Annotated in this window: 13 protein-coding genes and 1 tRNA gene; 6 read left to right on the top strand and 8 right to left on the bottom strand. The window is 71.0% G+C overall.

The window, feature by feature from the left end:
- From IE142_RS20545 to IE142_RS20515, 7 genes are all read right to left on the bottom strand, one after another.
- Nucleotides 1–1,150, bottom strand: a 1,150-nt coding sequence (locus IE142_RS20545; protein ID WP_229830727.1) for a phosphopantetheine-binding protein, incomplete at its 3' end; no start/stop codon positions are given.
- A gap of 24 nt (nt 1,151–1,174) precedes the next feature.
- A complete protein-coding gene (locus IE142_RS20540) occupies nt 1,175–8,215 on the bottom strand; it encodes an SDR family NAD(P)-dependent oxidoreductase (protein WP_191887087.1) in 7,041 nt (2,346 codons plus the stop codon).
- Nucleotides 8,212–13,098, bottom strand: a complete 4,887-nt coding sequence (locus tag IE142_RS20535; protein ID WP_191887086.1) for a beta-ketoacyl synthase N-terminal-like domain-containing protein — start codon at nt 13,096–13,098, stop codon at nt 8,212–8,214. The genes IE142_RS20540 and IE142_RS20535 overlap by 4 nt, the downstream gene beginning before the upstream one ends.
- Nucleotides 13,095–13,868, bottom strand: a complete 774-nt coding sequence (locus IE142_RS20530; RefSeq protein ID WP_191887085.1) for an enoyl-CoA hydratase/isomerase — start codon at nt 13,866–13,868, stop codon at nt 13,095–13,097. Before IE142_RS20530 ends, IE142_RS20535 begins: the two co-directional genes overlap by 4 nt.
- Nucleotides 13,869–13,885: 17 nt before the next feature.
- Nucleotides 13,886–16,201 carry an ACP S-malonyltransferase gene (gene fabD / locus IE142_RS20525; protein WP_191887084.1) on the bottom strand — a complete coding sequence of 772 codons (2,316 nt, stop codon included), beginning with the start codon at nt 16,199–16,201 and terminating at the stop codon, nt 13,886–13,888.
- 4 nt (nt 16,202–16,205) lie between these two features.
- Nucleotides 16,206–17,513, bottom strand: coding sequence for a beta-ketoacyl synthase N-terminal-like domain-containing protein (locus IE142_RS20520; protein WP_268252970.1), 1,308 nt, complete (start codon nt 17,511–17,513; stop codon nt 16,206–16,208).
- A gap of 20 nt (nt 17,514–17,533) precedes the next feature.
- On the bottom strand, nt 17,534–18,523 hold the full coding sequence (locus IE142_RS20515; protein ID WP_191887082.1) for an acyltransferase domain-containing protein: 990 nt from the start codon (nt 18,521–18,523) through the stop codon (nt 17,534–17,536).
- Between the two features lie 73 nt (nt 18,524–18,596).
- On the opposite strand from IE142_RS20515, the gene IE142_RS20510 reads away from it, so the two are divergent.
- The 3 genes from IE142_RS20510 (at nt 18,597) to IE142_RS20500 (ending at nt 20,627) form a co-directional block, all read left to right on the top strand.
- Nucleotides 18,597–18,767, top strand: a complete 171-nt coding sequence (locus IE142_RS20510; protein ID WP_191887081.1) for a hypothetical protein — start codon at nt 18,597–18,599, stop codon at nt 18,765–18,767.
- An 833-nt stretch (nt 18,768–19,600) separates the two neighbouring features.
- On the top strand, nt 19,601–20,149 hold the full coding sequence (locus tag IE142_RS20505; RefSeq protein ID WP_191887080.1) for a chorismate--pyruvate lyase family protein: 549 nt from the start codon (nt 19,601–19,603) through the stop codon (nt 20,147–20,149).
- Nucleotides 20,150–20,249: 100 nt separating this feature from the next.
- Nucleotides 20,250–20,627, top strand: a complete 378-nt coding sequence (locus IE142_RS20500; protein ID WP_191887079.1) for a hypothetical protein — start codon at nt 20,250–20,252, stop codon at nt 20,625–20,627.
- Nucleotides 20,628–21,158: 531 nt separating this feature from the next.
- On the opposite strand, the gene IE142_RS20495 is transcribed toward IE142_RS20500, so the two are convergent.
- Nucleotides 21,159–21,245, bottom strand: a tRNA-Leu gene (locus tag IE142_RS20495).
- Nucleotides 21,246–21,779: 534 nt separating this feature from the next.
- Between IE142_RS20495 and fhaA the strand changes: the two genes are divergently transcribed.
- From fhaA to IE142_RS20480, 3 genes are all read left to right on the top strand, one after another.
- Nucleotides 21,780–22,658: an antibiotic biosynthesis regulator FhaA gene (fhaA, locus tag IE142_RS20490; RefSeq protein WP_191887078.1), complete on the top strand. Its 879-nt coding sequence runs from the start codon at nt 21,780–21,782 to the stop codon at nt 22,656–22,658.
- A gap of 10 nt (nt 22,659–22,668) precedes the next feature.
- Nucleotides 22,669–23,187, top strand: a complete 519-nt coding sequence (fhaB, locus tag IE142_RS20485; RefSeq protein ID WP_100048619.1) for an antibiotic biosynthesis regulator FhaB — start codon at nt 22,669–22,671, stop codon at nt 23,185–23,187.
- A 144-nt stretch (nt 23,188–23,331) separates the two neighbouring features.
- Complete coding sequence (locus tag IE142_RS20480; protein WP_191887109.1) at nt 23,332–24,879, top strand: Stp1/IreP family PP2C-type Ser/Thr phosphatase; 1,548 nt, start codon at nt 23,332–23,334, stop codon at nt 24,877–24,879.
- Nucleotides 24,880–24,883 lie beyond the last annotated feature (4 nt).

The raw sequence follows: 24,883 nt of genomic DNA, 5'->3' as shown, positions 1-24,883 counted from the left end.
GGAACCGGCCACTCATCCCCACCACAGCCACCGGCACCACACCCGAACCCCCCACACCCACCGCACGACCTGCAGGACGGCGACGGCGGACGAGGGCCGGAAGGGCCGCGGGGGCGGGGGCGGAAGCGGCGCCCGGGCCGCCCTCCCGGTACAAGTCGTCGAGCAACGCGCCGTGCGCGTGCAAGAGATGGGCGGCCAGCTCGGTCAGCGTCGGGTAGCTGAAGAACACGTCCGGAGTCAGCTCCACACCCAGCCGCTCCCCCAGCACCCCGGCGAACTCCACCAGACTGATCGAGTCGAACCCGTAGTCCTGGAAGCTGGCGGTGTCGTCGAGTTTGCCGAGCGGCAGCTTCAGCAACTGCGCGACGACATCCCGCAGCTCCCACGCCAGGCACTGCTCCACCGACCAGCCGGCCATCTCCGCACGCCGGCCCGGACCCGCCGTCACCGCCACGGTCTCGCCCACCGCCGTGCTCACGTTCTCGGGCTCGGGCGCGGCGGCGGGGGCGGTGACCCGCAGACCGCGGACGCGGACCAGCACCGTGCCGTCGTCGTCGAGGAGGTCGACGGCCAGCGTGGCGACCCGCTCGGCTGCTTCGACGGTGTAATCGACGGCGGCCCGCACCGGTGTGCGGCCCCGGGCGGCGGCGAAGGTCACTTCGTCCGCCTGGAGCAGCCGGACGCCGCGCGCCTGCCAGCCCACGTGCTCGCACACAGCGGCCAGGCAGGCGGCGAGCCGGGCGGGAAGGCGGGCGTCCCCTGCCGCGTGGCCGGTGAGGTCCACCAGCACCGCTCCGGTCCCGGCCGTACGAACCTGCCAGGCGTCGGTGTCCAGCCGCTCCGGTGCCGCGTCGGCCGGGACGGTCACGCCGCCGGTGCTGCCGCCGTCGGGGTCGCCGGGATCGGCGTACACCGTCCAGTCGCCGACGCCGTCACCGGTGGGGGTGACGTCGACGTGCACCTGGCAGCCCGCGCCCACTACGAGGGGCTCGTACCACACCACGTGCGTCAGCCGGACGACGTCCCCGGCGTTCCCCGTGGCCAGGGACTCGGCGGCGGCACGGACCAGTTCCAGCTGCTCGGCCTCGGGCAGCACCTTGACGGCGGCGAGCGCCTCGTCCGAGGCGACGTCGTTCTTTCCGTCGAACATGGTGAACAACTCGATTCCTCCTGCTTAGCGTGCTGCTGCGGGGCGGTCCGTCCCGGCGGGGACGAGCAGTTCGCCGAGGAACTCCTCGCCGCCGGTGATGCGCGTACTGAAGCGGTGGACGGTGCCGGCCGAGGACTGCTGGTGAACCAGGGGGTGCGCGGGCCGGATCCGGGCTCCGGCCGGGTGAGCTGGGGCGGCCGGAGCCCAGTGGTGCTCCGCTGCGAAGGGATAGAGGGGCAGGCCGGCCAGGCTCGGCAAGGTGTCCCACAGGCCCTCGAAGGCGGGCGTGTAGCCCTGGCAGTAGAACTCGGCGAGGGCCGCCAGATGGTCCTGGTAGGCGGCGGCGTCGTGGCGCACGGCGCGGCCGGAGCGCACCAGTTCCCCGACGGCCCGGTGGATGGTGTGGTTGGGCGCGAACCGGCGGGCGACCGTCGCCCGGTACAGCCGGGGCAGTTTCGTTCCGGCGGCCGCCTCACGCAGCAGCCGTACGGCGTCGGCCCGGTCCTGGATCACCAGCGCGCAGCGGTGGGCGAAGTGGATTCGGCCGGTCATCAATGTGCGGCTGACCGAGGCGAGGGACCCGGTGTCCTCGCCGTGGGTCTCGAGGTGGTCGGCCAGGTCGTGCAGGCGTCGGATCAAGGCGTCCTCGTCCTTGGCGGAGACCAGCAGCAGATGGCTGGGCGGAGCATCCGGTGCGGCGGGCCGGGTGCCGTCCGGGTGCTCGTCGTAGGCCTGGAGGACCACGTGAGCGTTGGTGCCGCTGACCCCGAAGGAGCTGACGGCGCCACGGCGGGGCCGTCCGGCGGAGGCGGGCCAGCGGCGTGCCTCGCGGTTGACGAAGAAGGGGCTGGCGTCCCAGTCGATGAAGTCGCTGAGGTCCTCGCAGTTGATGCTCGGCGGGATGGTCTCGTGACGCATCGCCGAGGCCAGCGCGATCAGGTTGACCAGGCCGGAGGCGGCCATGCTGTGCCCGATGTTCGGCTTGACCGAGGTCAGGGCGCAGAACCCGGTCCGGTCGGTGTGCGCGCGGAAGGCGTCCACCAGGGCGTTGACCTCGATGGGGTCGCCGAGTCGGGTGCCGGTGCCGTGAGCGACGATGTAGTCGAGGCTGTCCGGCGTGATGCCGTGGCGCTCGTAGACGGAGCGCAGGAGGCGGGACTGGGCCTCACCGCTGGGGGCGGTGAGGCCGTTGGTACGGCCGTCGTAGTTGATGCCGCTGCCCAGCACGGTGGCGTGGATGCGGTTACCGTCGCGTTCGGCGTCCGGCAGGCGCCGCAGCACCAGTACGGCCACCGCCTCGCCCGGCACCATGCCGCCCGCCCGCCGGTCGAACGCGTAGCACGTCCGGTCCGGGGCGAGCATGGTGGCCTTCTCCATCGCGAGGTAGTCGTGTGCGGAGGCCATGAGGCTGGCGCCGGCCACGATCGCGGTGTCGCAGTCGCCGTAGCGCAGGCTCAGACAGGCCTCGTGCAACGCCACCAGGCCCGACGAGCACGACGTGTTGATCGCCATGCTGGGCCCGGTCAGATCGAGGAAGTACGCCAGCCGGGCCGCCAGCACGGAGTTGCTGTTGGAGGTCACCGATGCCTCACCGTCGACGAGGTAGCGGTAGTCGCCCTCCTCGACGCCGACGAAGATGCCCACCTTCTCTGCGGCGAGCGCCCGCTCCCCGTGTCCGGCGTCCTCCAGGGCGTGCCACATCTCCTGCAGGAGCAGCCGCTGGCGCGGGTCCATGAGTTCGGCCTCGCGCGGTGACATCTCGAAGAACAGCGGGTCGAACTCGGCGATCCCGGGTACGGCGCCGAAGCGCCGGGCGCGGTCCTCGTCCTCGGAGCCCCCGGTGCGCCACCAGGGCAGGCGTTCCTCCGGCACCTCACGGATGACGTTGCGGCCGTCGGCCAGGATGGACCAGAGGCCGTCGACGGACCGGGCGTCGGGGAAGCGCCCGCTCATGCCGACGATGGCGACGGGGGCGGCGGGCTCGGTACCGGCGCCCGGGCGGACGCGGGTGGTGGTCAGGCGGCCGGGGCGTCGCCTGCTTCCGGAAGTGCGGCGCTCGGGTGCGGGGGCGGCGGGTGCGGCCGTGCCCTCGCGGTAGCGGTCCTCGACGCGGTCGGCGTGGTCGGTGAGCAGGTGGGTGGCGAGCCGCCCCAGTGTGGGGTGGCTGAAGAACACGTCGGGTGTGAGGCTGAAGCCCAGTCGCTTGGTCAGGTCGGTGGCGAACTTGGTGATGTTGAGGGAGTCGAAGCCGAAGTTCGCCAGGTTCTCGTCGGGGTCCAGCTGGTCCGCCGGGATCTTGAGTGTGCGGCCGGCGGCATCGGCGAGCTCCCAGGCCAGGCACTCGGGAACGGTCCAGCCCCGCATCTCCGGCCGCCTTCCCTCGCCGGGGGCGACGAGCGGGGCACCGGCGGGCACGTCCGCCGTGACCGACGGAGCCGCGAGTTCCTCCAGGCACCCGGCCAGGGTCACGTCGCTCAGCCGTGCGACGACCGTGCCGTCGGCGGCGGCCAGCGTCGCGTCGACGACGACGGTCTCCACCGGGGCGGCGGACCGCACCACGACGTGGCCCCAGCGCACCGGCAGGGCCTTCGCGGCGAAGGCGGCCTCGGCGACCCGCGTCACCGTCACTGCCTGCGCGGCGGCCGCACCGGCGGCCGCGCGCGCCGCGCCGAGGCAGGTGTCGAGCAACTGCGGCACCAGCACGAGGTCCGTGTCCGCGCCACCGTGGGCCGTGTCGGTGTCCGTCTCGCTTCCGGCGAGGTCCAGCAGCAGGTGCAGTTCGTCGTCTGCGGCGCCCGTGGGCCCGGCCAGGATCCGGGCGGCACCGGACGCGGCGGGGGCGGACAGCTCATGGGTGCAGCGGGCGCGCAGCGCGGCCAGGTCGAGCGTGTCGGTGCGGTGTTCCGTGACCGCCCGGCTCGCGCTGCCGTCGGCGACCGGACACGGTTCGCCGTCCGCCGCGCTCTCGTGCGCGTACAGCGCCCAGTCGACCGTGCCGTCCGCGGTGGCCCGCAGGTCGATCCGCAGGGTGCGGCCGGCCGGGTGGGCGGTGACCGGCTCGTGGCCGGCCACGTCGCGGAGGCTGATCGGCAGGTCGCCCTCCCCGAGCGCCAGGACCACGGCGGCCCGAGCGAGTTCGAGCTGGGCGCCGAGGCCAAGGACCCGGCCTTCGTCGGCGGCGGTGAACCAGGGCTCGTCACCGCCCAGCTCAGTGGTGTAGCGCTGACCGCTGAGGTCGGAGGTGTTCCGGTGGACCAGCGGGTGCAGCCGCTGCTCCGGCCCGGCGGGGGCCGCGGGCGAAGCGGGAGCGGTGGGGGCCGGGGTGACCCAGTAGTCGGCGTGGTCGAAGACGTAGCCGGGCATGCTCATGCGTTCGGGCGGGGTGGCACCCCAGATCGGGGCGAACCCGGCAGGGTCGTGACCCTGGCAGTAGGAACGCGCGAGCGTGTCCAGCAGCTGCCGGTGGGCGTCCTCCGTCAGTCCCGGCCCTGAGGCAGCCAGGTCACGGACCTCCCGGCTGCCCTCGGGGTCGGCAGTGAAGTCGCGGGCGACGGTGCCGAGGAGGACGCCGATGTCGCCGCCCGGGTGTCCCCCGGACCGCTCCACCGCGTCGGCGGCCCGGCGCAGCACCCGGACGGCGTCCTCACGGTCGCGCACGACCAGGGCGCAGCGCCGGGCGAAGTGGTGGCGTCCGGCCATCAGCGTGTGGCTCACCGATCGCATCAGACCCGGACCGGCGTCCGGGTGGGCCGCCAGCCAGTCCGCCACCGCACGCAGTTGACCGGCGAGCGCCGAGTCGGTCTTGGCCGAGCAAGGCAGCAGGTGCCAGGGCGCGGCGGTCTGGGCGCCGAGCCGCGTCAGGTCCTCCCGGGCCGTGCCGTGGCTCTCCAGCACGACGTGGGCGTTGGTGCCGCTGAAGCCGAACGCGCTGACCGCGCCCCGCCGGGGAGCCCCCGGCAGCTCGGGCCAGGCGCGCGGAGCGCGGTTGACGTGGAAGGGGGTGTCCTGCCAGCGGACGAAGTCGCTGATCTGCTCACAGTTGGCGGTGGGCGGGATCGTCTCGTGGCGCATGGACAGGATCAGGGCGATGAGGCTGACCAGACCCGAAGCGGCCAGGCTGTGGCCGACGGCGGGTTTGGTCGAGGTCAGCGCGCAGAAGCCGGTCCGTTCGGTGTCCGGCCGGAACGCCTCGGTGAGCGCGTTGATCTCCACGGGGTCGCCGAGCCGGGTGCCGGTGCCGTGCGTGACGATGTGGTCCACGGTCTCCGGTGAGACGCCCGCCCGACGCTGGACCTCCCGGACCAGACGGGTTTGGGCCTGTCCGCTGGGTGCGGTGATCCCGTTGGTCCTGCCGTCGTTGTTGATGCCCGTGCCGAGGATGCGGGCGAGGATCGGGTGGCGGTCGCGTTCGGCCGCGTCCCGCCGCTTCAGGACGACCACGGCTACGGCCTCGCCCGGCACCATGCCGTCGGCCCGCCGGTCGAAGGCCCGGCACACCCCGTCGGACGACAGCATCCCGGCGCCGTCCAGGGCGTCGTACTCGCGCGGTGTCGCCATGAGGTTGACGCCGGCCACGATCGCGGTGTCGCAGTCCCCGTGACGCAGGCTCAGGCATGCCTCGTGGAGGGCGACCAGTCCGGAGGAGCAGGCCGTGTTGACGGCCACGCCGGGTCCGGTGAGGTCGAGGAAGTACGACAGGCGGGCGGCGAGCACCGCGTTGTGGTTGGAGGTGATGCCCTCCTCCTGCGCGGCCAGCAGCCGGTAGTCGCCCTCCTCGACGCCGACGAAGACGCCGACCCCCTGGCCCGCGAGCTGCTCACGGCCGCAGCCGGCGTCCTCCAGGGCCTTCCACATCTCCTCCAGCAGCAGGCGCTGGCGGGGGTCCATGGTCTCGGCCTCGCTGGGCGCGATCTCGAAGAAGCGCGGGTCGAACTCGGCGATGCCGGGCACCCAGCCGAGGCGGCGCTCCTTGCCGTCGGCCCACGAGGGGTCCCGGTCCACGGGCGCGGTCGCGACCGCGCTGCGGCCTTCGACCAGTAGCCGCCACAGGTCGTCGACGCCACGGGCGGACGGGAACCGGCCGCTCATACCGACGACGGCGATCTGCTCGTCGGCGCCGGCGGCGCCGGCGGCGCCGCCACGCCCCGCCGGGGCCGGGGTGAAGCGGCTGCCGGTGGCCCGCCGGGTGCGGCGCGCGGGTGCGGCCTGCCCGGTGTGGCGCCGGGCCTGCGGGCCGGTCGGCTCGCGCGTGGTCCCGGTCTCGGCGGCGGGCGTCGCGGCCACGGTGCCGTAGCGGTCCTTCAGCCGGGTGCCGTACCGGTCGAGCAGGAAGGCATGCAGGCCGCGCAGGGTGGTGTGGCTGAAGAACAGGTCGGGGGTGACGTCGATGCCGAGCAGCTCGGAGAGGACTCCCGCGAACTCCACGAGGCTGATCGAGTCGAAGCCGAACTCCTGGAAGTTCTCGTCGACGGCGAGCCGTTCGACGGGGAGGCGCAGGATCTGGCTGACGACGGTCTTGAGCTCCTGCTCCAGGGACGCGGCGACCGTGCGTTCCGGCTCGTCCCGCCGCTGCCGCGCGGCGGATCCCTCTTGTCCGGGCTCGGCGGGCCCCGCCGGTGCGGGCAGCGGGTCCTCGGCCTTCAGCATGGTCCGCACCCGCTCCGCCCGACCGGCCAGCGCGAGGTACTGCGGCCCGGTACGGCCGAGGAGTTCGCGCAGGAGGGCGGTGCCCTCGTCCGGCTCCAGGAAGCGCTGGCCGCTGGAGCGCAGATAGAACTCCTTGGCGGTGTCGTCCGCGAAGTTCATGCCGTCGCTGTTCCACAGCGGCCAGTTGACGGCCAGACGCCGCGGGCCCGAGGGCTCGCTCGCGGCGAGGTGGCGGGCCAGGCTCATCTGGAACCTGTTGCCGCACGCGTAGTCGCAGCCGCCGAAGTCGCCGAGCACGGCCGCGCTGGAGGAGAAGTAGACGACGAACTCGGGTGCGCGGCCCTTGAGCGCGGTCTCCAGGTTGAGCGTGCCGGAGACCTTCGGACCGAGGACGGAGCGGAACACGGCCAGGTCCCGTGTGCTGATGTTGCCGCTCCGCTCCACCCCCGCCGCGTGCAGCACGCCGTCGATCCGGCCGAACCGGGCGACGGCGGTGTCGACGGCCGCCGTCAGCGCCGTCGCGTCGCACACGTCGGCCTGGCAGTAGAGGGCCGCCGTGGCGCCCGCCGCCGTGAGGTCGGCAAGCAGCCGCTCGACCGGCTCGTCCTGGGGACGACGGCCCACCAGTACCAGCCGGGCTGCGTACTCGCGGGCCAGCCAGGTGCCGAAGATCCGGCCGAGTCCACCCGTGCCGCCGGTGATCAGATACGTCCCGCCGCGCCGCAGCGGGTCCCGGTCCGCCGCCCCCGGCTCGGGCGCTGCCACCCGGACGCGCTGGACGTGGCGCCGCCCGCCGGAGTACAGCGCGCCGACCGGGTTCTCGGCCCGCAGCTCGGCCGCGAGCAGCTCCGCCCAGGCGGACCGGTGCCCGGCGCCGTCCGACAGCAGGACCGTGAGCCGGGTGCCGGGCATCACGATCCCGGCCGACCGTTCGAAGCCCAGCCACGATTCGGCCGCACAGCGCTCCGTCGCGTCGTCGAACGCGGCGCCGAGCACGACCCGCCGCGGTGCCGTCTCCTCCCGCACGAGGGTCTGCAGCAGCGTGACGACGCCGTCCGGCTCGCGCAGCAGCCCGCGGTCCTCGGTGGCCCACAGGTGGACGACCGTGCCGACCGGGCCGTGCCCGGCGGTCACCGTGCGCAGCAGGGTGGTGTACGCCTCCCGCAGCTCGGTGTCCGCCTCGCCGCCGATCTCGTAGCGGTCGTCAGCGAGCCGGCACAGCCCGGCCGCGCCCCGCCCGACGGTGACCACCGCCTGCCCGGGCTCGTCGGCGAGGAGCCTCCGGCGGACCTCCTGCTGGAGGTGCGGGTCCGACAGGAAGACGACGGTGCACCCCGAGGGGCGCGGTGCCGGCGCCGGCACCGCCGGTGCCTCCTCCCAGTCCTCGGTGAACAGGTGCAGGTCGTCCGGGATAGTCACGATGAACCCTCACTGTGAGCGTGTGCGGCGTGCACGGACGGCGTCCGGTCGGCGAAGCGGATCCCGGACAGGCGGAGCAGCGGGCGGCCCGCGGGGTCGTACAGGCCGAGGTCCAGCAGCGGAATGCCGTGCGGCCCGGGTGCGGCCTGCTCGGTGACGACGGCCAGGGCGTCACCGTCGCACCGGGCGAGGAACAGCGCCTCGTCGATCCCGGCCAGTACGGACACGGTGCCCTCCGTCCGGCCGGGCCACAGCGCGGCCACCTGGAGCGCGGCGGTGAGCAGGACGGGATGGGCCAGGAAGTCCCCCGCCGCCGGGCGCAGGGCCGCAGGCAGGCTCAGCTCGGCCACCCAGCGTCCGGGGCCCCGGTGTACATCGGTCAGGGCCCGGTAGGCGGGCCCGTGGTGCACCCCGGCGGTGGCGAGGAACCCTTCCACGTCCGGCGCCGACCAGGCAGGCCGCGTGCCCTCGGTGAGCAGTCGCGGGTCGACACCGGAGGATGCCTCCGCCGCAGTGCCGGTGCCAAGCCGCGCCCGGCCCTGGAAGAAGACCTCGACGGGTCCGTCCGGGTCGGCTTCGGCGGCGGGGCGATAGCAGTCGAAGTCGACGCCCCCGTCCGCGGCCACCATCAGTGAGATGTCGACCGGCCCGGAGGCGGGCCCGTGGATGTAAGGGGCGTGCCAGGCGAGCTCGGTCAGCCGGATTCCCGCCCGGTCGACGCCTGCCGAGTGCGCGAGGGCGACCGCGGCGCGGACCGCCTCCAGCCAGGCGGCGGACGGCAGCGTGGGGCGGCCCTGGACGACGTGGTCGCGGAGGAAGAATTCCTGACCCGTCCAGTGAGTACGGAAGCGCTGCTCGCTGAGGTCGGAGACGTTCTCCGCGACCAGCGGGTGCAGGCCGCGGGGCGCCGGGGCGGTGACGGGGGCCGCGCCGTCGAAGGTGTCGGTGAACCAGTGCCGGTCGGGGGCGAACGGGTAACCGGGCAGCGGGGCGAGGGGCCTCGTTCCCTCGCCCGGCCGGTCCAGTGGGGACCAGTCGACGGCCACGCCCTTGACCCACAGTTCCAGCGCCTTCGTGTGGTCGCCGGAGGCCAGACGTCGGGCGAGCAGGCCCGCCAGCTCCTCGTCCTCGCCGAAGAGGACGGAGAACTCGCGGGACTGCTTGGCGTTGCCGGTGAACAGGGTGCCGCCACGCTCACCCTGGAGGAAGCGCCGCAGACCGTCCTCGATCTCGTCCAGGCTGCCGGCGGTGAAGGCCAGGCGCTCCGGCAGCGGCTCGCGGCCGGTGCGCAGGGTGCGGGCCAGCGCCGCCGGATCGGCGGGGCGGGACTGCAGATGGTCGAGCAGCCGCCGCGCCTGTGCGGTGAGCCGGTCGCTGTCCCGGGCGGACAACAGGATCGGCCAGGGCCCGTGGTCGGTGTGCGGGGCGGCGGGTACGGGCTGCCGGTACTCCTCCACGATCACATGGGCGTTGGCGCCGCCGAAGCCGAAGGAACTGATGCCGGCGCGCAGCGGCAGCTCGGCCCCGGACGCGTCCCGCCTGCGCTCCCAGGCTTCGGCCCGGTCCACGACGCGGAACGGCGACTTCTCCAGCTCGATGAAGGGGTTGAGCTTGGAGAAGTGCAGCAGGCCGGGGAGCCGCTGGTGGCGCATGCTCAACAGGACCTTGATCAGGCCGGCGACGCCCGCGGCGGACTCCAGGTGGCCGATGGCGGTCTTCACCGAGCCGAGGCCGCAGGACGCGGGGGGCAGGTCGGGGTCGAGCGTGTGGAAGGCGTCGACGAGGGCCTGCACCTCGATCGGGTCGCCGAGAGCGGTCCCCGTACCGTGCGCCTCGACATAGCCCACGGTGGCCGGGGCGATGCCCGCGTCGGCGAACGCGGCCTCGATCAGCGCGGCCTGGGCCGCCGGATTGGGTGCCCGCAGTGAGTCGGCCTGGCCGTCGTGGTTGACGGCGGTGCCCCGGATGACGCCGTGGATCCGGTCGCCGTCGCGTTCGGCGGCCGCCAGCGGCTTGAGCAGGACGGCGCCGTAGCCCTCGGCGCGTACGTAGCCGTCGGCGCGTGCGTCGAACGTCTTGCACCGACCGTCGGCGGCCTGCATGCCCGCCTTGAAGTTGCACGCGAACGACCGCGCCGACAGCAGGGTGTTGACGCCGCCCACCACGGCCTCGCTGCAGGTGCCCGCGCGCAGGTCCGCCACGGCGGCGTCCAGGGCCACCAGGGAGCTGGAGCAGGCGGTGTTGAACACCCTGCTCGGCCCGTGGAAGTCGTACCAGCGCGAGATGCGGTTGGCGAGGAAAGCGGGGTGTGTGCCCGAGTCCATGTAGGCGCCGTAGGTGTCGACCAGTTCCGGCCTGTTGAACAACAGTTCGGCGTAGTCGAAGGTGTGTGCCCCGACGTAGACACCGACGCGCCGACCCCGCAGCCGGGAGGGCTGGTAGCCGCTGTCCTCCAGGAGGTGCCAGGTCAGTTCCATCAGCCTGCGCTGCTGGGGGTCCATGGCCTGGGCCTCCAGGGGCGCGATGCCGAAGAAGGACGCGTCGAACTCGTCGACACCGTCGGTGAATCCGGCGAACTCGGGGAAGTCGGCCAGGTCGCCACGGTCCCGGAGCTGGTCCGCGACGATCTGCGGCCGGCTGTCCCGGATCCGTGTCACGGCGTCCCGGCCCGCGTCGAGGTTCCGCCAGAAGGCGTCCGGGTCGCTCGCCCCTCCCGGGAACCGGCAACTGATCCCGATGACGGCGATGGGGGCACCGTCGTCGACGGCGCTCCCGGCGTCCCGCCGCGCCGCGGACCCGGCCACCGGACCGGCGGCGGTCCGCGTGCCGGGCGCGGCCGACGGACCGGTCGCGGACGCGGCCTCCGCCAGTTCCCGCGCGATATGTCCGCCCAGTTCGGCCACCTGGCCGTACTTGAACAGCCGCGCCGGTGCGAAGCGGAGCCCGAACACCTCCTCGATCCGCTTGGCCAGCTGGATGTACTGCACGGAGGTGCAGCCCAGCTCCCCGATCGACCCGACTGCGAGCACCTGCTCCGGGCCGACCACCAGTACCGGCGCGACCACCTCGTGGGCGAGCCGGTGCACCACCTCACGGACCTCGGCAGCCGGCACCTCGGCCTCGTCGGACCCGATACGCCCCGGCCCGTCCGGCACGTCCGGCCGACGCAGGCGGAAGCGGACGGGCAGCTCCCCGGCCGTGTAGCGGTCACGGCAGCCGTTCCGCTTGACCTTGCCGATGCCGCTGCGCGGTATCGCGTCGGGCTCGGCGAAGACGATGTCGTACAGCGAAATCCCGTAGTAGTCCGAGACCACGGACCGGATGCGCTGCACCAGCCGCTGGTAGCCGTCCTCGTCCAGCGGCTCCGCCAGCTCCTGCACGAGGACGATCCGTTCGCCGTTGACGGTGTCCAGCGGGAACACGGCGGTGTTGAGCCGCAGTTCCGGGATCCGCTTGCGGAGCGTGGTCTCCAGGTCCGGCGGGTAGAACTTCATCCCGTTGACGATGAGGAGCTCCTTGGCCCGGCCCACCAGGTACAGGTGCTCGTCCAGTACGAAGCCCAGGTCACCGGTGCGGAAAAAGCCGCTCTCACCCGTGGTGGCGATGGTCGCGCCGAACGTACGGGCGTTCTCCTCGGGCTTGTTGTAGTAACCCTGGCAAGTGGCCGTGGACTTGAACCAGATCTCCCCGGTCCGCCCTGGCGGGCGTAGTTCGTGACTCTCCGGGTCGACGATCTCGACCTGCACCGGCCCGCGGATCCTGCCGTTGCGCACCAGGGCCCGGGACGTGCGGCCCGGCTCGGCGCGCTCGGCGCGGCCCTGGCCCAGGCTCTCCAGGTCGGCCTCCAGTACCGTCGGCGTCGCATCGGAACTCTCGGTGGCCAGACAGCCGACCTCGGTGAGCCCGTAGTGCGGTCGGACCGCGTCCGGCCGCAGCCCCAGCGGCCCGAACGCCTCAGCGAACGCCGCCACGCTCTGCGCACGGATCGGCTCGCCGGCGCAGAACACGCTGAGCACGCTGGACAGGGAGACGGACCCCGGTTCCAGCGCCCGCAGGGCGTCCACGCAGTACTCCAGTGCGGAGTTGGTCGCTCCGGCGTGCGTGCCGGCATGCCGATCGATCAGCTCGAACCAGTGCTCGGGGTACTGAATGAACAGCTCAGGGGCCAGGAGCACGGTGGTCGCCCCCGCGATCAGCGGGGTCAGCAGCCCGAGCGGTAGACCGAAGTTGTGGGTGAGGGGCAGCCAGGACACGACCGTGCTGTCCGAGTCGATCTCCCACAGCAGGGCGGCCAGCGCCGCCTGGAACACCAGCGACCGGTGATTGAACATCACGCCTTTGGGCTGCGACGTCGAGCCGGACGTGTACATCATCATCGCCAGGTCGTCGCGCGCGGCGCCACGGGCCGGCCGGGTCTCCGGTTCGTCGTCGTCCGCGGCCGGTACGCCGAGGAAGACAGCCGACGCCATGTCCTCGCGCGGCTCCAGCCAGCGCCGCGTCTCCTCGTCGGCGAGCGCACAGGACGCTTCGCTGTCCGCCAGTACCGCGGCGATCATCTCCGCCTTCGCGTCGGAGCGGGCCGAGGCGTCGACGACGGTCGGCACCGCGACGACGTTCGCGTGGAAGCAGGCCAGGAGTCCGACGACGTAGTCCTCGATGCGGGGCAGCAGCAGCATGACCCGCTGCTGCGGCGCGCACCGGCGTTGCAGCCGGGTGCCCAGCGTGCGGACCCGGCGCTCCAGGTCGTCGATGTTCAGCTCGGTGCACTCGTCGCGTTCCTGGTAGATGCGCAGCGGCCGGGTGCGCGGGTAGCGCTCGCAGAACTCGTAGAAGGTCGCGGAGGACTGGGCCAGTTCCTCGACCTGCTCGAACGTGATGCTCATACGGGTGCCTGCTCCCACGGGTAGATGCCGTGCTCGACGAAGCGGGTGATGCGCTCGATGTTGGAGGTGTCGGTGAAGAGCCGCTGATTGGCGGCCACGGACGTCGCCCGCTGCTCGCGCACGGAACCGGACAGGCCGCCCATGAACTGCTTGTACGCGGCGACGCCGTCCCTGGGCAGCTTGCTGAGCCGGCCCAGGTGCTGGCCCACGACCGCGCCGCTGCGTTCCGCGCACACGTCCACCAGGCCCCAGTCGAGCGCCCGTTCTGCGGTGACGGCCTTGGTGGTCAGGGTCATGTAGTGAGCGTGCTGGCGGCCGACGCGCCGGACCAGGAACGGCAGGACCATCGCCGGGTACAGCCCGAAGAGCAGCTCCGAGAGGCCGAACGTGGCCTGGGGTTCGGCGACGACGATGTCGCTGGCCGCGATGAAGCCGATGCCGCCCGCGTTGGTGCGTCCGCGCGCATGGGCGACGGTGACGCACGGGCCGTCGGCAAGCCGCGTCCACAGGTCGTACAGGGGCGACGGGTCGTACTTCGCCGGCCTGTCGGCCCCCTCCCGCGGGCCGTACGTGGTCAGGTCCGCTCCATCGCAGAAGACGTGCGGCAGCCCCTCCAGGAGGACCACCGTGCAGTGCTGCTCGCAGGCGTCCAGGGCCGCGTGGCACTCGCGGACCATCGTGTCGTCGATGGTGTTCTCCCGATCCGGCCGGTGCAGCCGCAGCCGGCACACCGTGCCCTCGCGGCGCACCTGTATCGTCGAGAAGTCCATGGTCGGCCGACTCCCGTTCAGTCCGTGCCCAGCGCCGCGAGACGGCGGGTCAGCAGGGCCGCCGCCTCCCGCACGAGCCGCTCGTTGATGTCGCCGACGTGGCGGTGGCGCCAGTCCTCCAGCTCGGTGCCCTTAACCCACTGGTTGAACGAACCGAGCGCGGGTCCGCAGTGCACCTGGAAGTCCACCCGGCCCTCCTCGGAGCCGGCGAGCGCCTGGCGGGTCGAGTGGTCGAAGTACCAACGGAAGACGAGGGCCATCCGGTGCTTGGGGTCCTTCTCCGCCCGTTCGGCCTCCTTGGGCGGCAGGCCGGAACGGATGTCGGCGTAGATCTCTTCGAAGCTCTTCTTGAAGTACCGGCTCTGCACCTGGTCGGCCGTCACCGGGTCCAGCTCGTCCAGCGACTCGTGGTTCTTGTAGAGCTCGTAGAGCTTGTTGGCCCGGGCCGGGAACAGCACGCCGCGGCGGAGCACCTGCACCCGCGCTCCGTACTCGAACATGTCGCCTGCCGGTGCGTAGCCGGTGTCCTGGATGTCGATGCCCTGCAGCAGGTCCTTGACCAGGTCGCTGGTCCCCGCCTCGACGGTGCACTGGTTGATCGAGCCCGTGACGACGAAGTCCGCGCCCATCACGAAGCAGGCGGCCGCGGCGTCCGGCGTGCCGATGCCGCCCGCGGCGCCCACCCGGATCCGCCGGGTGTAACCGTGACGGGCGGTGAGTTCGTCCCGCAGCCGCAGCATGGTCGGTACGAGGCTGAAGGACACGCCCTGGTCGGTGTGTCCGCCGGAGTCGGCCTCGCAGGTCAGGTCCGCGGCGACGGGCAGCTCACGGGCCAGTTCCGCCTCGGCCGCCGTGATCGCGCCCTCGGCGAGCAGCTCGGCCACGAGCGCGGCCGGAGCCGGGCTGAGGAAGGCCGTGGCCACCTCGGGGCGGGAGACCTTGGCGATGACCCGGTTGCGGGCGATGACCTGCCCGGACTCGTCCCGGCGCAGCCCGGTGAGCCGGTAGCGGACCAGCGCTGGGGTGAGCGCGATGAAGGCGGAGGCCTCGACCGTACGAACGTCGTGGCGCAGGTACAGGTCGACGAGCTGCTCCTCCCGCTGCGGCGAGTGCGGGTCGTGGACCAGGTTGACGCCGAACGGCTCGCCCCCGGTCAGCTTCTGCTTGAGCCGGGTGATGTCCGCCTCGACCCGTTCCTGCGGCAGGCCGCCGGTGCCGAGGAAGCCGAGCAGGCCGGCCCGGCCCGCGGCGGCGACCAGTTCCCAGGACGCGATGCCCTGGTACATCGCTCCGACCAGGCATGCGTAGCGCAGCCCGTAGTCCCGCCTGAAGCCGGCGCTGCCCAGCTGCTCCGCCACCACCGCGGTGCGGCCCGCGCCCTCCGGTGAGGCGAACGGTTCCTGCTGGAGGGAGGGTTCCTGCGGCGCCGGGGCAGCGACGGCCGGCCCAGCTGCCTCGTCCTCCTCCTCGTCGAGGATGAGCGGTTCGGCGTCCCGCTTGATGTTGCGCAACAGGCTGGTCAGCACGCGGCCGGGTCCGACCTCGACGAACTCCTCCTCGCCCCCGCCGAGCAGGTAGCGGATCGTCTCGCTCCACTTGACCGCCGAAGTGATCTGCGCGGCCAGGGTCTCCTTCACCTCGTCGGACCGGTACCGGCGCGCGGTGACGTTGGCGACGACCGGGATCTCGGGAGCCCGCAGCTCGAACCCGTCAAGGTGGTCCGCGAACTCGTGCTGTGCCCCGGCCATGTAGCGGGAGTGGAAGGCACCGCTGACGTTGAGGACGACGTACCGGCAGGACCCGACCTTCTCGAAGACCGGCCGAGCTCGTTCGATGTCCTCGCGCAGGCCGGAGATGACGGTCTGCGCCGGAGCGTTGAGGTTCGCGACGTCGATGCCGTCGAGCCCGCTCTCCTGCAGCAGGTCGCGGATCTCCTTCTCGTCCATGCCGAGGACCGCGGCCATGCCGCCGTTGCGTGCCTGCGCCATCAGCTCGCCACGCTTCTTGACCAGCTTCAGGCCGGTGGCGAAGTCGAAGGCGTCCGCCGCCAGCAGGGCGTTGTACTCACCGAGGCTGTGGCCGGCGACGACGTCGGGTCTGCGCCCGCTCTCCTCCACCCGTCGGTAGTAGCTCAGTGCGTTGACCACGTACAGCGCGGGCTGGGTGTACTGGGTGAGGCTCAAGCGCTGGTCCGGGTCCTCCAGGCAGAGCGTGCGGACCGAGTAGCCCAGTATCTCGTCCGCCGTCTCCGCCAGTTCCGCGAAGTCGTCGAAGAGGCTGTCGCCCATGCCGAGTTGCTGGGATCCCTGCCCCGGGAAGAGGTATGCGACCACTGTCTCAGTCCTTTCGAGTGTCCGGAACGTGTGCCGCCGCCTGCGCGGACCTGAGCAGCAGCGCGGTGTTGATCCCCCCGAAGCCGAAGGCGTTGTTCAGGGCGCGGCGAATCACGGCGGCCGTTCGCCGGGGCGGTGCCAGGCGGAGCTCCCGGGTGATGGGCTCCATCAGGTTCACGTTGGGGTGGACGTATCCCCCGCGCATCTGCAGGACGCAGGCGATCGCCTCGATCGCCGACGCCGGGCCGAGACAGTGTCCGACGAGGGACTTGGTCGCGTTGACCCACGGCCGGCCGGCCCGCTCGCCCAGCAGGGAACTGATGGCCGCCGCCTCTGTCTCGTCGCCCAACGGGGTCGAGGTGGCGTGGGCGCTGATCAGGTCGAGCCTTCCGGCGTCCACACCGCACCGGCGAAGCACCTCCCCCATCACGAACTCCTCGCCCTCCTGGGAGGGCTGGGTCAGACGGTTGCCGTCCAGGGCACTGACCCCGTCGTCGAGCACGGCCAGCGTCGTGGCCCCGCGCTCCTGGGCGACGGTCGTCGATTCGAGCACGAGGGCGGCGGCGCCCTCGCCGTAGACGAAACCGTCGTGGCCCGCGTCGAAAGGGCGACTGCACCGCGCCGGATCGGCGTTCGTCCCTTCACCGCCCAGGGCGCCGAGGTTGACGAACGCCATGAGTTCGACGTCGGAGAGTTCCTGCATCCCCGCGACCACCAGGCAGACGTCGGCGCATCCCGAGCGGATGAGCCGCATGCCCTGGATCAGTCCGAGGTTCCCAGCGGCCGAGGCCCCGGAGACGGTCATGCCCTCGCCGCGGACGTCCAGGCCCTCGCTGACGACACCCAGCAGATCGCTGTCCCAGAACTGGTGCGCGTACCGCGCCGAGACGTAGGCCGGATCCTTGCGGTACTTCTCGGCCATCGAGAAGGACAGTTGCTGGGAGAGATTGCTGCCGGCGATCACCAGGGCGATCCTGCGGCGATCGGTGACCGCGCCGAGTCGGGCCTCCCCCCAGGCCTCCACCGCGGCCAGCAGCGAGAAGCCGATCGACCGGCTCGCCCTCCGCACGAGGCTGCGAAGCGTGCGGAGCAGTGCTTCGTCCGTGCCCGGCAACCGGCCGGCCGCATACTGCTCCGCCAGCACCTGTTCCGGACTGCGCGGCAGTCGTCCGCGCAGGCCCAGGACCTTGGGCAGACCAGGCGCGGGATCCTCGAAAGTTATCCCCGCACGACCGTCGCGTAATGCCTCGTCGAATTCCTGCACTCCATGGGCCACCGCACATTGGACCCCCATACCCGTGACGCTCACCATTGCTGCCCCCGTTCGTTGCGTCAGCCCCGTGCACCCAGCTTCTCGACCACCCGCCTGATGTTCTGCGATTCAGCGTTGAAGGGGGTGATGACAGGAAGCGTTTCCGTCTCCGGAAGGCTCGAGCTCAGAATCGCGGCGAGCGACGAGGACGGTGAGAGATCGACGTACCGGTGACTTCTGTAGGAAGCTATCCGGGACACCGTCTCCGTGAAGCGGATGGGACCGCGAATGACCTGACGACAGGTCTCCCCCGAAACTTCCGTGATCAGCGAGCAGGTACGGGACGAATAGATCCGTGAGGTACCGGCGGGCAACTGAAGATGCATTCTCTTGCCGAGCCTGCGCAGCTCGGAGTTCATCACGTTGACCGCAGGGGAATGGAAGGCGAAATCCACGGGAAGGTCCTGGTGAAGCACATCCCGGGCAACCATTGCCCGGCGTGCCCGATCGAGTGCCGCGACATCGGCGCTGATGACGAAATGCCGATCGCTGTTGACCGAGGCGATCGTGATGTCCGCGCTCGGCTTCACGACCTCCCGGAACTGATCGAGGCCCGCGAGAACGGCGATCATTCCTCCCGGAGGCATCGTCCGGACGACGCAGTCGGAGAGCTCACAGAGAAAGTCCAGGACATCCGTCACCGGCAGGTGCCCCGCCACTGCCACTGCGATGAATTCACCGAGACTGCTGCCGACCAGGAGGTCCGGCCTGACGCCGCGGTCGTCGAGGCTCCTCGCCAGGCTGTACTCGACCAAGAACAGGCCCAGGTTGGTCATGAGCAGGTCGCCGCAACGGTCGCCGAAGCCGCGACCAGGGGCGTAGAGGTACTCGAGCACGGAGCGCCCGCACCGGTCGGCAGCCGATCGATCCAGTTCGTGCATGGTCGACCGGAAGACGGCATCCTCGTCCAACAGGCTCCGGGCCATTCCGAAGTACTGCGTTCCCTGACCTCCGAGAAGGAAGACGACTTTCTCCTCGCCGGCCGGAATTATCTCGGGTTCATCCGTCATCTGCGGGCCACCACACGCTCATCGGAATACACCGATCACCGACATACCTCCAGCACAGTCTTTGCGACTCGACATGGCTGACACCAAGCCGATGTACAACAAAGTGAAGAGCAAGGGCAATGAGCAGTTGAATTCACATAGCACAGCTGGAGCTCATGAAGCTTCCAGAGGCTTTATTGAGGAGCTGCTCACCGACGAGCAGCGGAGAACTATCGCCGCACCGACAGGCGCGATAGTGAAATAGCCGAAGCCGCGACTTCCATGATCCCCCGATTCCTGGAACCCTCGGCCGGACGCCACGAACAGCGGACGGGGAGGGACTTGCTGTCACTGCGTACAAGTACGGATGCCCGTACGAGATCGTGACCATAGCCAGAGGGACGTCTTCCAGTCAACCTCGATCGGAACCGGTCACACCAAGGAAGGGCGAAGGTAAAGCGACGATAAAAGGGAATCGGTGATTCCACCCGCCGGAATCAATGAATCCGCTTGTTGGATGCAGCCCGGAGGGACACCCGCCCGTAAATTGACCATGAGTTAATACAACTTTGAACAACATGGAGGGGGATGGATTCGCGCCATAGGGCCGTACAGATCAAGCCAGATCCGGCGGTGATCCATGTCTATTCAGTAAACAGATCGACAACCTGTTGCACGGAACCGGACAGCAGGCTGAGATGAGGGCGGCGGCCCACACGGCGGGCGACTGGATGCGCCCGTGTGCCAAGAGAGACCGCCCGCCGGCACAGGCAGAGCCTCGCGCCACTGACGCCGGCCGCCCATCACCAACATCTCCGAAACTTGCTGAAGTCTGAAGCTCACGGGGGAGCGTCGGTCTTGACGTCGGTCAGCAGCACCATCACCCGCCCGCACGGGCCACGCACATCACTGCCCTTCAACATGTTCGACCACACTGTCGCGTACTCGATCGCCGCGGCAGGCCTCGCCAGCCGCTCCTCCCAGCCAATGCCTCCAGGGGCGTTCGCCCCCTGACAGGGCGGGAGTCAGCGCTTCACGCACGGACGTCAGCGCCAAGTCGCTGGCCATCACATCCCTCACCTCAGGCCCGGAGTCGTCATGTTGAAGTACGAAGCGCCCGTTCTGTCGAAGTTCTTCCTCTCCCAGACGGAGACCGACCAGTCACTCGCCGACCTCGGGGACGACGACCGTCTCTTCCCGGCCTACCGGGCCGTCATGGTCAGTGACGGAACCCTCACTCAGATGTTGTCGGCCCTGCACCTGGAGGACATCGTCACCCGGTGCGAGGAGAACGACGAAGGACTGCCGGATCCCGAGCAGCGCAGTTGGCTGGAGATCGGTGGCGAGCCGTGCATCCGCAGACGCGTGACGCTGAACGGGGCGTCCTCCGGCAGAACCTATGTACGCGCCCTTTCCTACCTGTACCCGCCCAGGCTCCCCGCTCCGTTCCTCGACGAGCTCTCCCGCCCCGGCTCCAGCCTCGGCACACAGATACTCCGCTCCCGGATCCCCAGCCGGCGAGAGCTGATCTGGGTCCGCCGGGGAGCCGACTCCGTGTACTCACGGCTCTACAGGATCATCGTCCAGGACCGGCCCGCGATCCTCATCCAGGAGGACTTCGTGGACATCGGCGCCCCGAGCCAGTGAGCACCGCGTCGCCGAAGGTCTACGGCCCACACCACTGACACAGCATCAGGACCGCGAGGAACAGCGCGACCATACCGCCCGGCGAACCGTAGGAGCCTCGATGCGCCCCACCACGCCCGTCGCAGTCCTGGCAGCGCTTGCCGTCTCCGTCTTGGCAGGCGGATGCGACACGGTCGACAAAGCTCTCGACTGCGCGCAGACCGCCCGTGCCATCGCCACCAGTGTGGACGGCCTCCGCGAAGCTGTGGAACGTGCGGTCGATGACCCGACCCAGGCGGACGAGTCGCTCGACGCCATCGACAAGGAGCTGTCCGACCTGGAGGGCAGAGTGGACGACGCCGACCTGTCCAAAGCGGTGGAAGACCTCAACCAGGCTGTGGACAACGTGCGTTCAGCCATCGACAACGGCGACAGGACGCTCGACATCGGTCCGGTGATAGACGCGGCCGACGAAATGGGCAAGGTGTGTACCTCTTGAGCGGGTGAGGCCCTCGCCCGGCGCCGGACCGCGCGTCGTGATGACCGACCGGCTCTCTCCGCCCTCCCGAGGATGGCGCCCCCAGACTTCGTGCGGGACGCCGTCCTCCTGCCTCACAGTATCCACCCGATCCCGGACAGCAACGATGGGGGCGGACAGGGAAGGGCCTCATGTCGGGGGAGCGTGAAGCGGCCGGCCACGCAGAGATCCGTCCCGAAGCGGCCCGTAACCGTCATCGGTTCGGGCAGGAGGTCATCGACACAGTGCCTCTTCGGCTGTGGCGCCTCCCCGATCGTCGCCCGCGACCCCCGCCGCGTCGGCCACGTCGCCCTCGAAGTGAGACAGCCCACACCCCGGTAGCCCGCTGAAGATCAGCGGCCACACAGCCCGGCGGCCAGCCGGCCGTCGGGCCGTCACACATGTAAGCATCGACACACCGGCCTGACCGGGGCCAGCAAACGAAACGGGCTCATCGTGATCACGATGAGCCCGTTCCTTCGGTGCCTCAGGAGCACTTTCGTCGATGCTCCCTGGTGCGCGAGGGGGGAGTTGAACCCCCACGCCCTTGCGGGCACTGGAACCTGAATCCAGCGCGTCTGCCTATTCCGCCACCCGCGCATTGGGTGTGTCCTCGGGGCCTTTCCTTGCGGTCCGGCGCCTTCCGACACGAGAACATTAGCACGCTGGACCGGGTGGATTCACATCCCTTTCCCGCCGGGGTCAGCTGCAGGAACCGGGACCCCCGCCCTCCTTCGGGCACTCGTCCCGCCCGCCGCCCGTTCACGTATCAACCTCGTACCGGTCCGGCGCTTTCGCCCAGGAGCCGGTAGGGGCCCACAGCCAGGTGCGGGACACTGGTCTGCGGCCACCTCTACGATCCTGGGCATGAGTACCTGCGGGGAACCGTCCCGAAGGACCCCTGGCGTTCGAAGGACGGCGCCGGTGGGAACTCCGAGACGCGTCGACACCCGTCGACCGGGCCGACGGGGGGAACCAGCCGATCGACCCGCGCGTGGATACGATCAGTAAGCAGTACCAGGTGGGCAGTGCGCGGGTGAGCAGTACGCACGCGGGCAGTACGCACGGCAGCGGCACGCAAGGCAGCAGTACGCAGGACAGTGGACAGGACGGCAGCGACGGAGGAGGTGCCCCATGGGAGTCCTGAAGAAGTTCGAGCAGCGTCTCGAAGGTCTGGTCAACGGCACCTTCGCGAAGGTGTTCAAGTCCGAGGTGCAGCCCGTGGAGATCGCGGGAGCGCTCCAGCGCGAGTGCGACAACAACGCGACCATCTGGAACCGCGACCGCACCGTCGTACCCAATGACTTCATCGTGGAGCTGAGCACGCCCGACTTCGAGCGCCTCAGCCCCTACTCCGGCCAGCTCGGCGACGAGCTCGCCGGCATGGTCCGCGACTACGCCAAGCAGCAGCGCTACACCTTCATGGGACCGATCAAGGTCCACCTGGAGAAGGCGGACGACCTCGACACCGGCCTGTACCGGGTGCGCAGCCGTACGCTCGCCTCCTCCAGCAGTCACCAGGGCGGCCCGGAACCCGCCGGCCCCGCCGCGCCCCCCACCCCGACCGGACGCCCCGGCGCACCCGGCGGTTACGGCTACCCGCAGCCCGCCCCGCCCGCCGGCGCCCCGCCCATGCCGAGTGCGCCGCCACCCGGCGGCCGCCCCGGCGGTTACGGCTACCCGCAGCCCGCGGGCGGCCAGCAACCCCCGGCCGCACCCGCGGCCGGCGGACGCACCCGCCACTGGATCGAGATCAACGGCACCCGCCATCAGATCTCCCGCGCGACCCTCGTGCTCGGACGCAGTACCGAGGCCGACGTGCGGATCGACGACCCCGGCGTGAGCCGCCGGCACTGCGAGATCCGGACCGGAACGCCCTCGACGATCCAGGATCTCGGGTCCACCAACGGCATCGTGGTGGACGGGCAGCACACCACCCGCGCTACGCTCCGCGACGGCTCGCGAATCGTCGTGGGCAGCACCACCGTTATCTATAGGCAAGCCGAAGGGTGATCCGGGGGCAATGTCAGAGCTGACCCTCACGGTCATGCGGCTGGGTTTCCTGGCCGTACTGTGGCTGTTCGTGATCGTGGCCGTGCAGGTCATCCGCAGCGACCTGTTCGGCACGCGGGTCACCCAGCGCGGAGCACGGCGCGGCGCCGACCGGCCGCAGCAGGCCGCCGCGCGCCAAGGCCAGGCGCCACCACCGCAGCGCCAGCAGCAAGGCGGCGGCCGGGGACGCCGGGGCGCCCCCACCAAGCTGGTAGTCACGGAGGGCACCCTCACCGGCACCACCGTTGCCCTCCAGGGCCAGACCATCACGCTCGGCCGGGCACACGACTCGACGATCGTGCTCGACGACGACTACGCCTCCAGCCGCCATGCCAGGATCTACCCGGACCAGAACGGCCAGTGGATCGTCGAGGACCTGGGCTCCACCAACGGCACCTACCTGGACCGGTCCCGGCTGACGACCCCCACACCGATTTCGCTGGGTGCGCCGATCCGCATCGGCAAGACCGTCATCGAGCTGCGGAAGTAGTGCTACACCAATGATTGAGCGCGAGCGGAGCGAGCACGCAACGGCGGCCGGCCCCCCGGGCCCCGGCGCGCTCCCGACCGGAGGGTGGGCAGTGTGGCTCGACACGACCGGCTGTACCCGGAGCAGCCGACGGGCGAGGTGGGCATGAGTCTGTCACTGCGCTTCGCCGCCGGATCCCACAAGGGCATGATCCGGGAGGGCAACGAGGACTCCGGTTACGCCGGCCCCCGCCTGCTCGCCATCGCCGACGGCATGGGCGGCCAGGCCGCCGGCGAGGTCGCCTCCTCCGAGGTGATCTCCACCATCGTCGCCCTCGACGACGACGTGCCCGGCTCCGACCTCCTCACCTCCCTCGGCCACGCCGTCCAGCGCGCCAACGACCAGCTGCGGCAGATGGTCGAGGAGGACCCCGCCCTCGAGGGCATGGGCACCACCCTCACCGCCTTGCTGTGGACCGGCCAGCGCCTCGGCCTCGTACACGTCGGCGACTCCCGCGCCTACCTGCTGCGCGACGGCGTCCTGACCCAGATCACGCAGGACCACACCTGGGTACAGCGCCTCGTCGACGAGGGCCGCATCACCGAGGAGGAGGCCGGCACCCACCCGCAGCGCTCACTGCTGATGCGGGCGCTCGGCAGCGGCGACCACGTCGAACCCGACCTGTCCATCCGCGAGGTCCGGGCCGGCGACCGCTACCTGATCTGCTCCGACGGACTCTCCGGCGTCGTCTCCCACCAGACGATGGAGGACACCCTCGCCAGCTACCAGGGACCGCAGGAGACCGTGCAGGAGCTGATTCAGCTCGCGCTGCGCGGCGGCGGCCCCGACAACATCACCGTCATCGTCGCCGACGTCCTCGACCTGGACACCGGCGACACCCTCGCCGGGCAGCTGTCCGACACCCCGGTCGTGGTCGGCGCCGTCGCCGAGAACCAGGCTCATTTCGGCGACAACGGCATCATGCAGACCCCGGCCGGCCGCGCCGCCGGCCTCGGCCGCCAGGGCGGCGGCCGGCACGGCGGCGGCGAATTCGGACCGCCCGGCAGCGGCGACACCACCGGCTTCATCCCGGCCGGCGGCTTCGACGACTACGGCCCCGACGACTTCGCCAAGCCCCGCAAGAGCCGCAAGTGGCTCAAAAGATCCCTCTACACGGTGCTCGCCCTCGCCGTCCTCGGCGGCGGCACGTACGGCGGCTGGCGCTGGACCCAGACCCAGTACTACGTCGGCACCAAGGACGACCACCTCGCGCTGTACCGGGGCATCAGCCAGGACCTGGCCTGGATCTCGCTCTCGAAGGTCCAGAAGGACCACCCCGAGATCGAACTCAAATACCTGCCGCCCTACCAGCAGAAACTGGTCGAGGCCACCATCCCCGAGAGCGACCTCGCCGACGCGCGGGCCAAGATCGAGGAACTGGCGGTCCAGGCCTCCGCCTGCAAGAAGAAGGCCGAGCAGAGCGCCGCGGAGACCGAACAGAACGCGAAGCCTGGCGAGGGACAGGCCGGAGGCACCACGGGAACCACTCCCGCCTCCTTCACGTCCAAGGCCTCACCGAGCCCGAGCACGTCGGGAACGCCGAAGGCAGTCGAATCGTCCGAGCCCCCGTCCACGACCGCACCCACCCCAGGCCCCGGCCCGACCCTCTCGGAGGAAGAGCAGAAGGTCGCCTCGCTGTGCGGTAAGCAGTAGGCCA

Source organism: Streptomyces mutabilis (genome assembly GCF_014649815.1).
Lineage (GTDB): Bacteria > Actinomycetota > Actinomycetes > Streptomycetales > Streptomycetaceae > Streptomyces > Streptomyces mutabilis.
The sequence above is the reverse complement of the archived record's forward strand: the minus strand, read 5'-3'. Positions and strand labels throughout refer to the sequence as shown.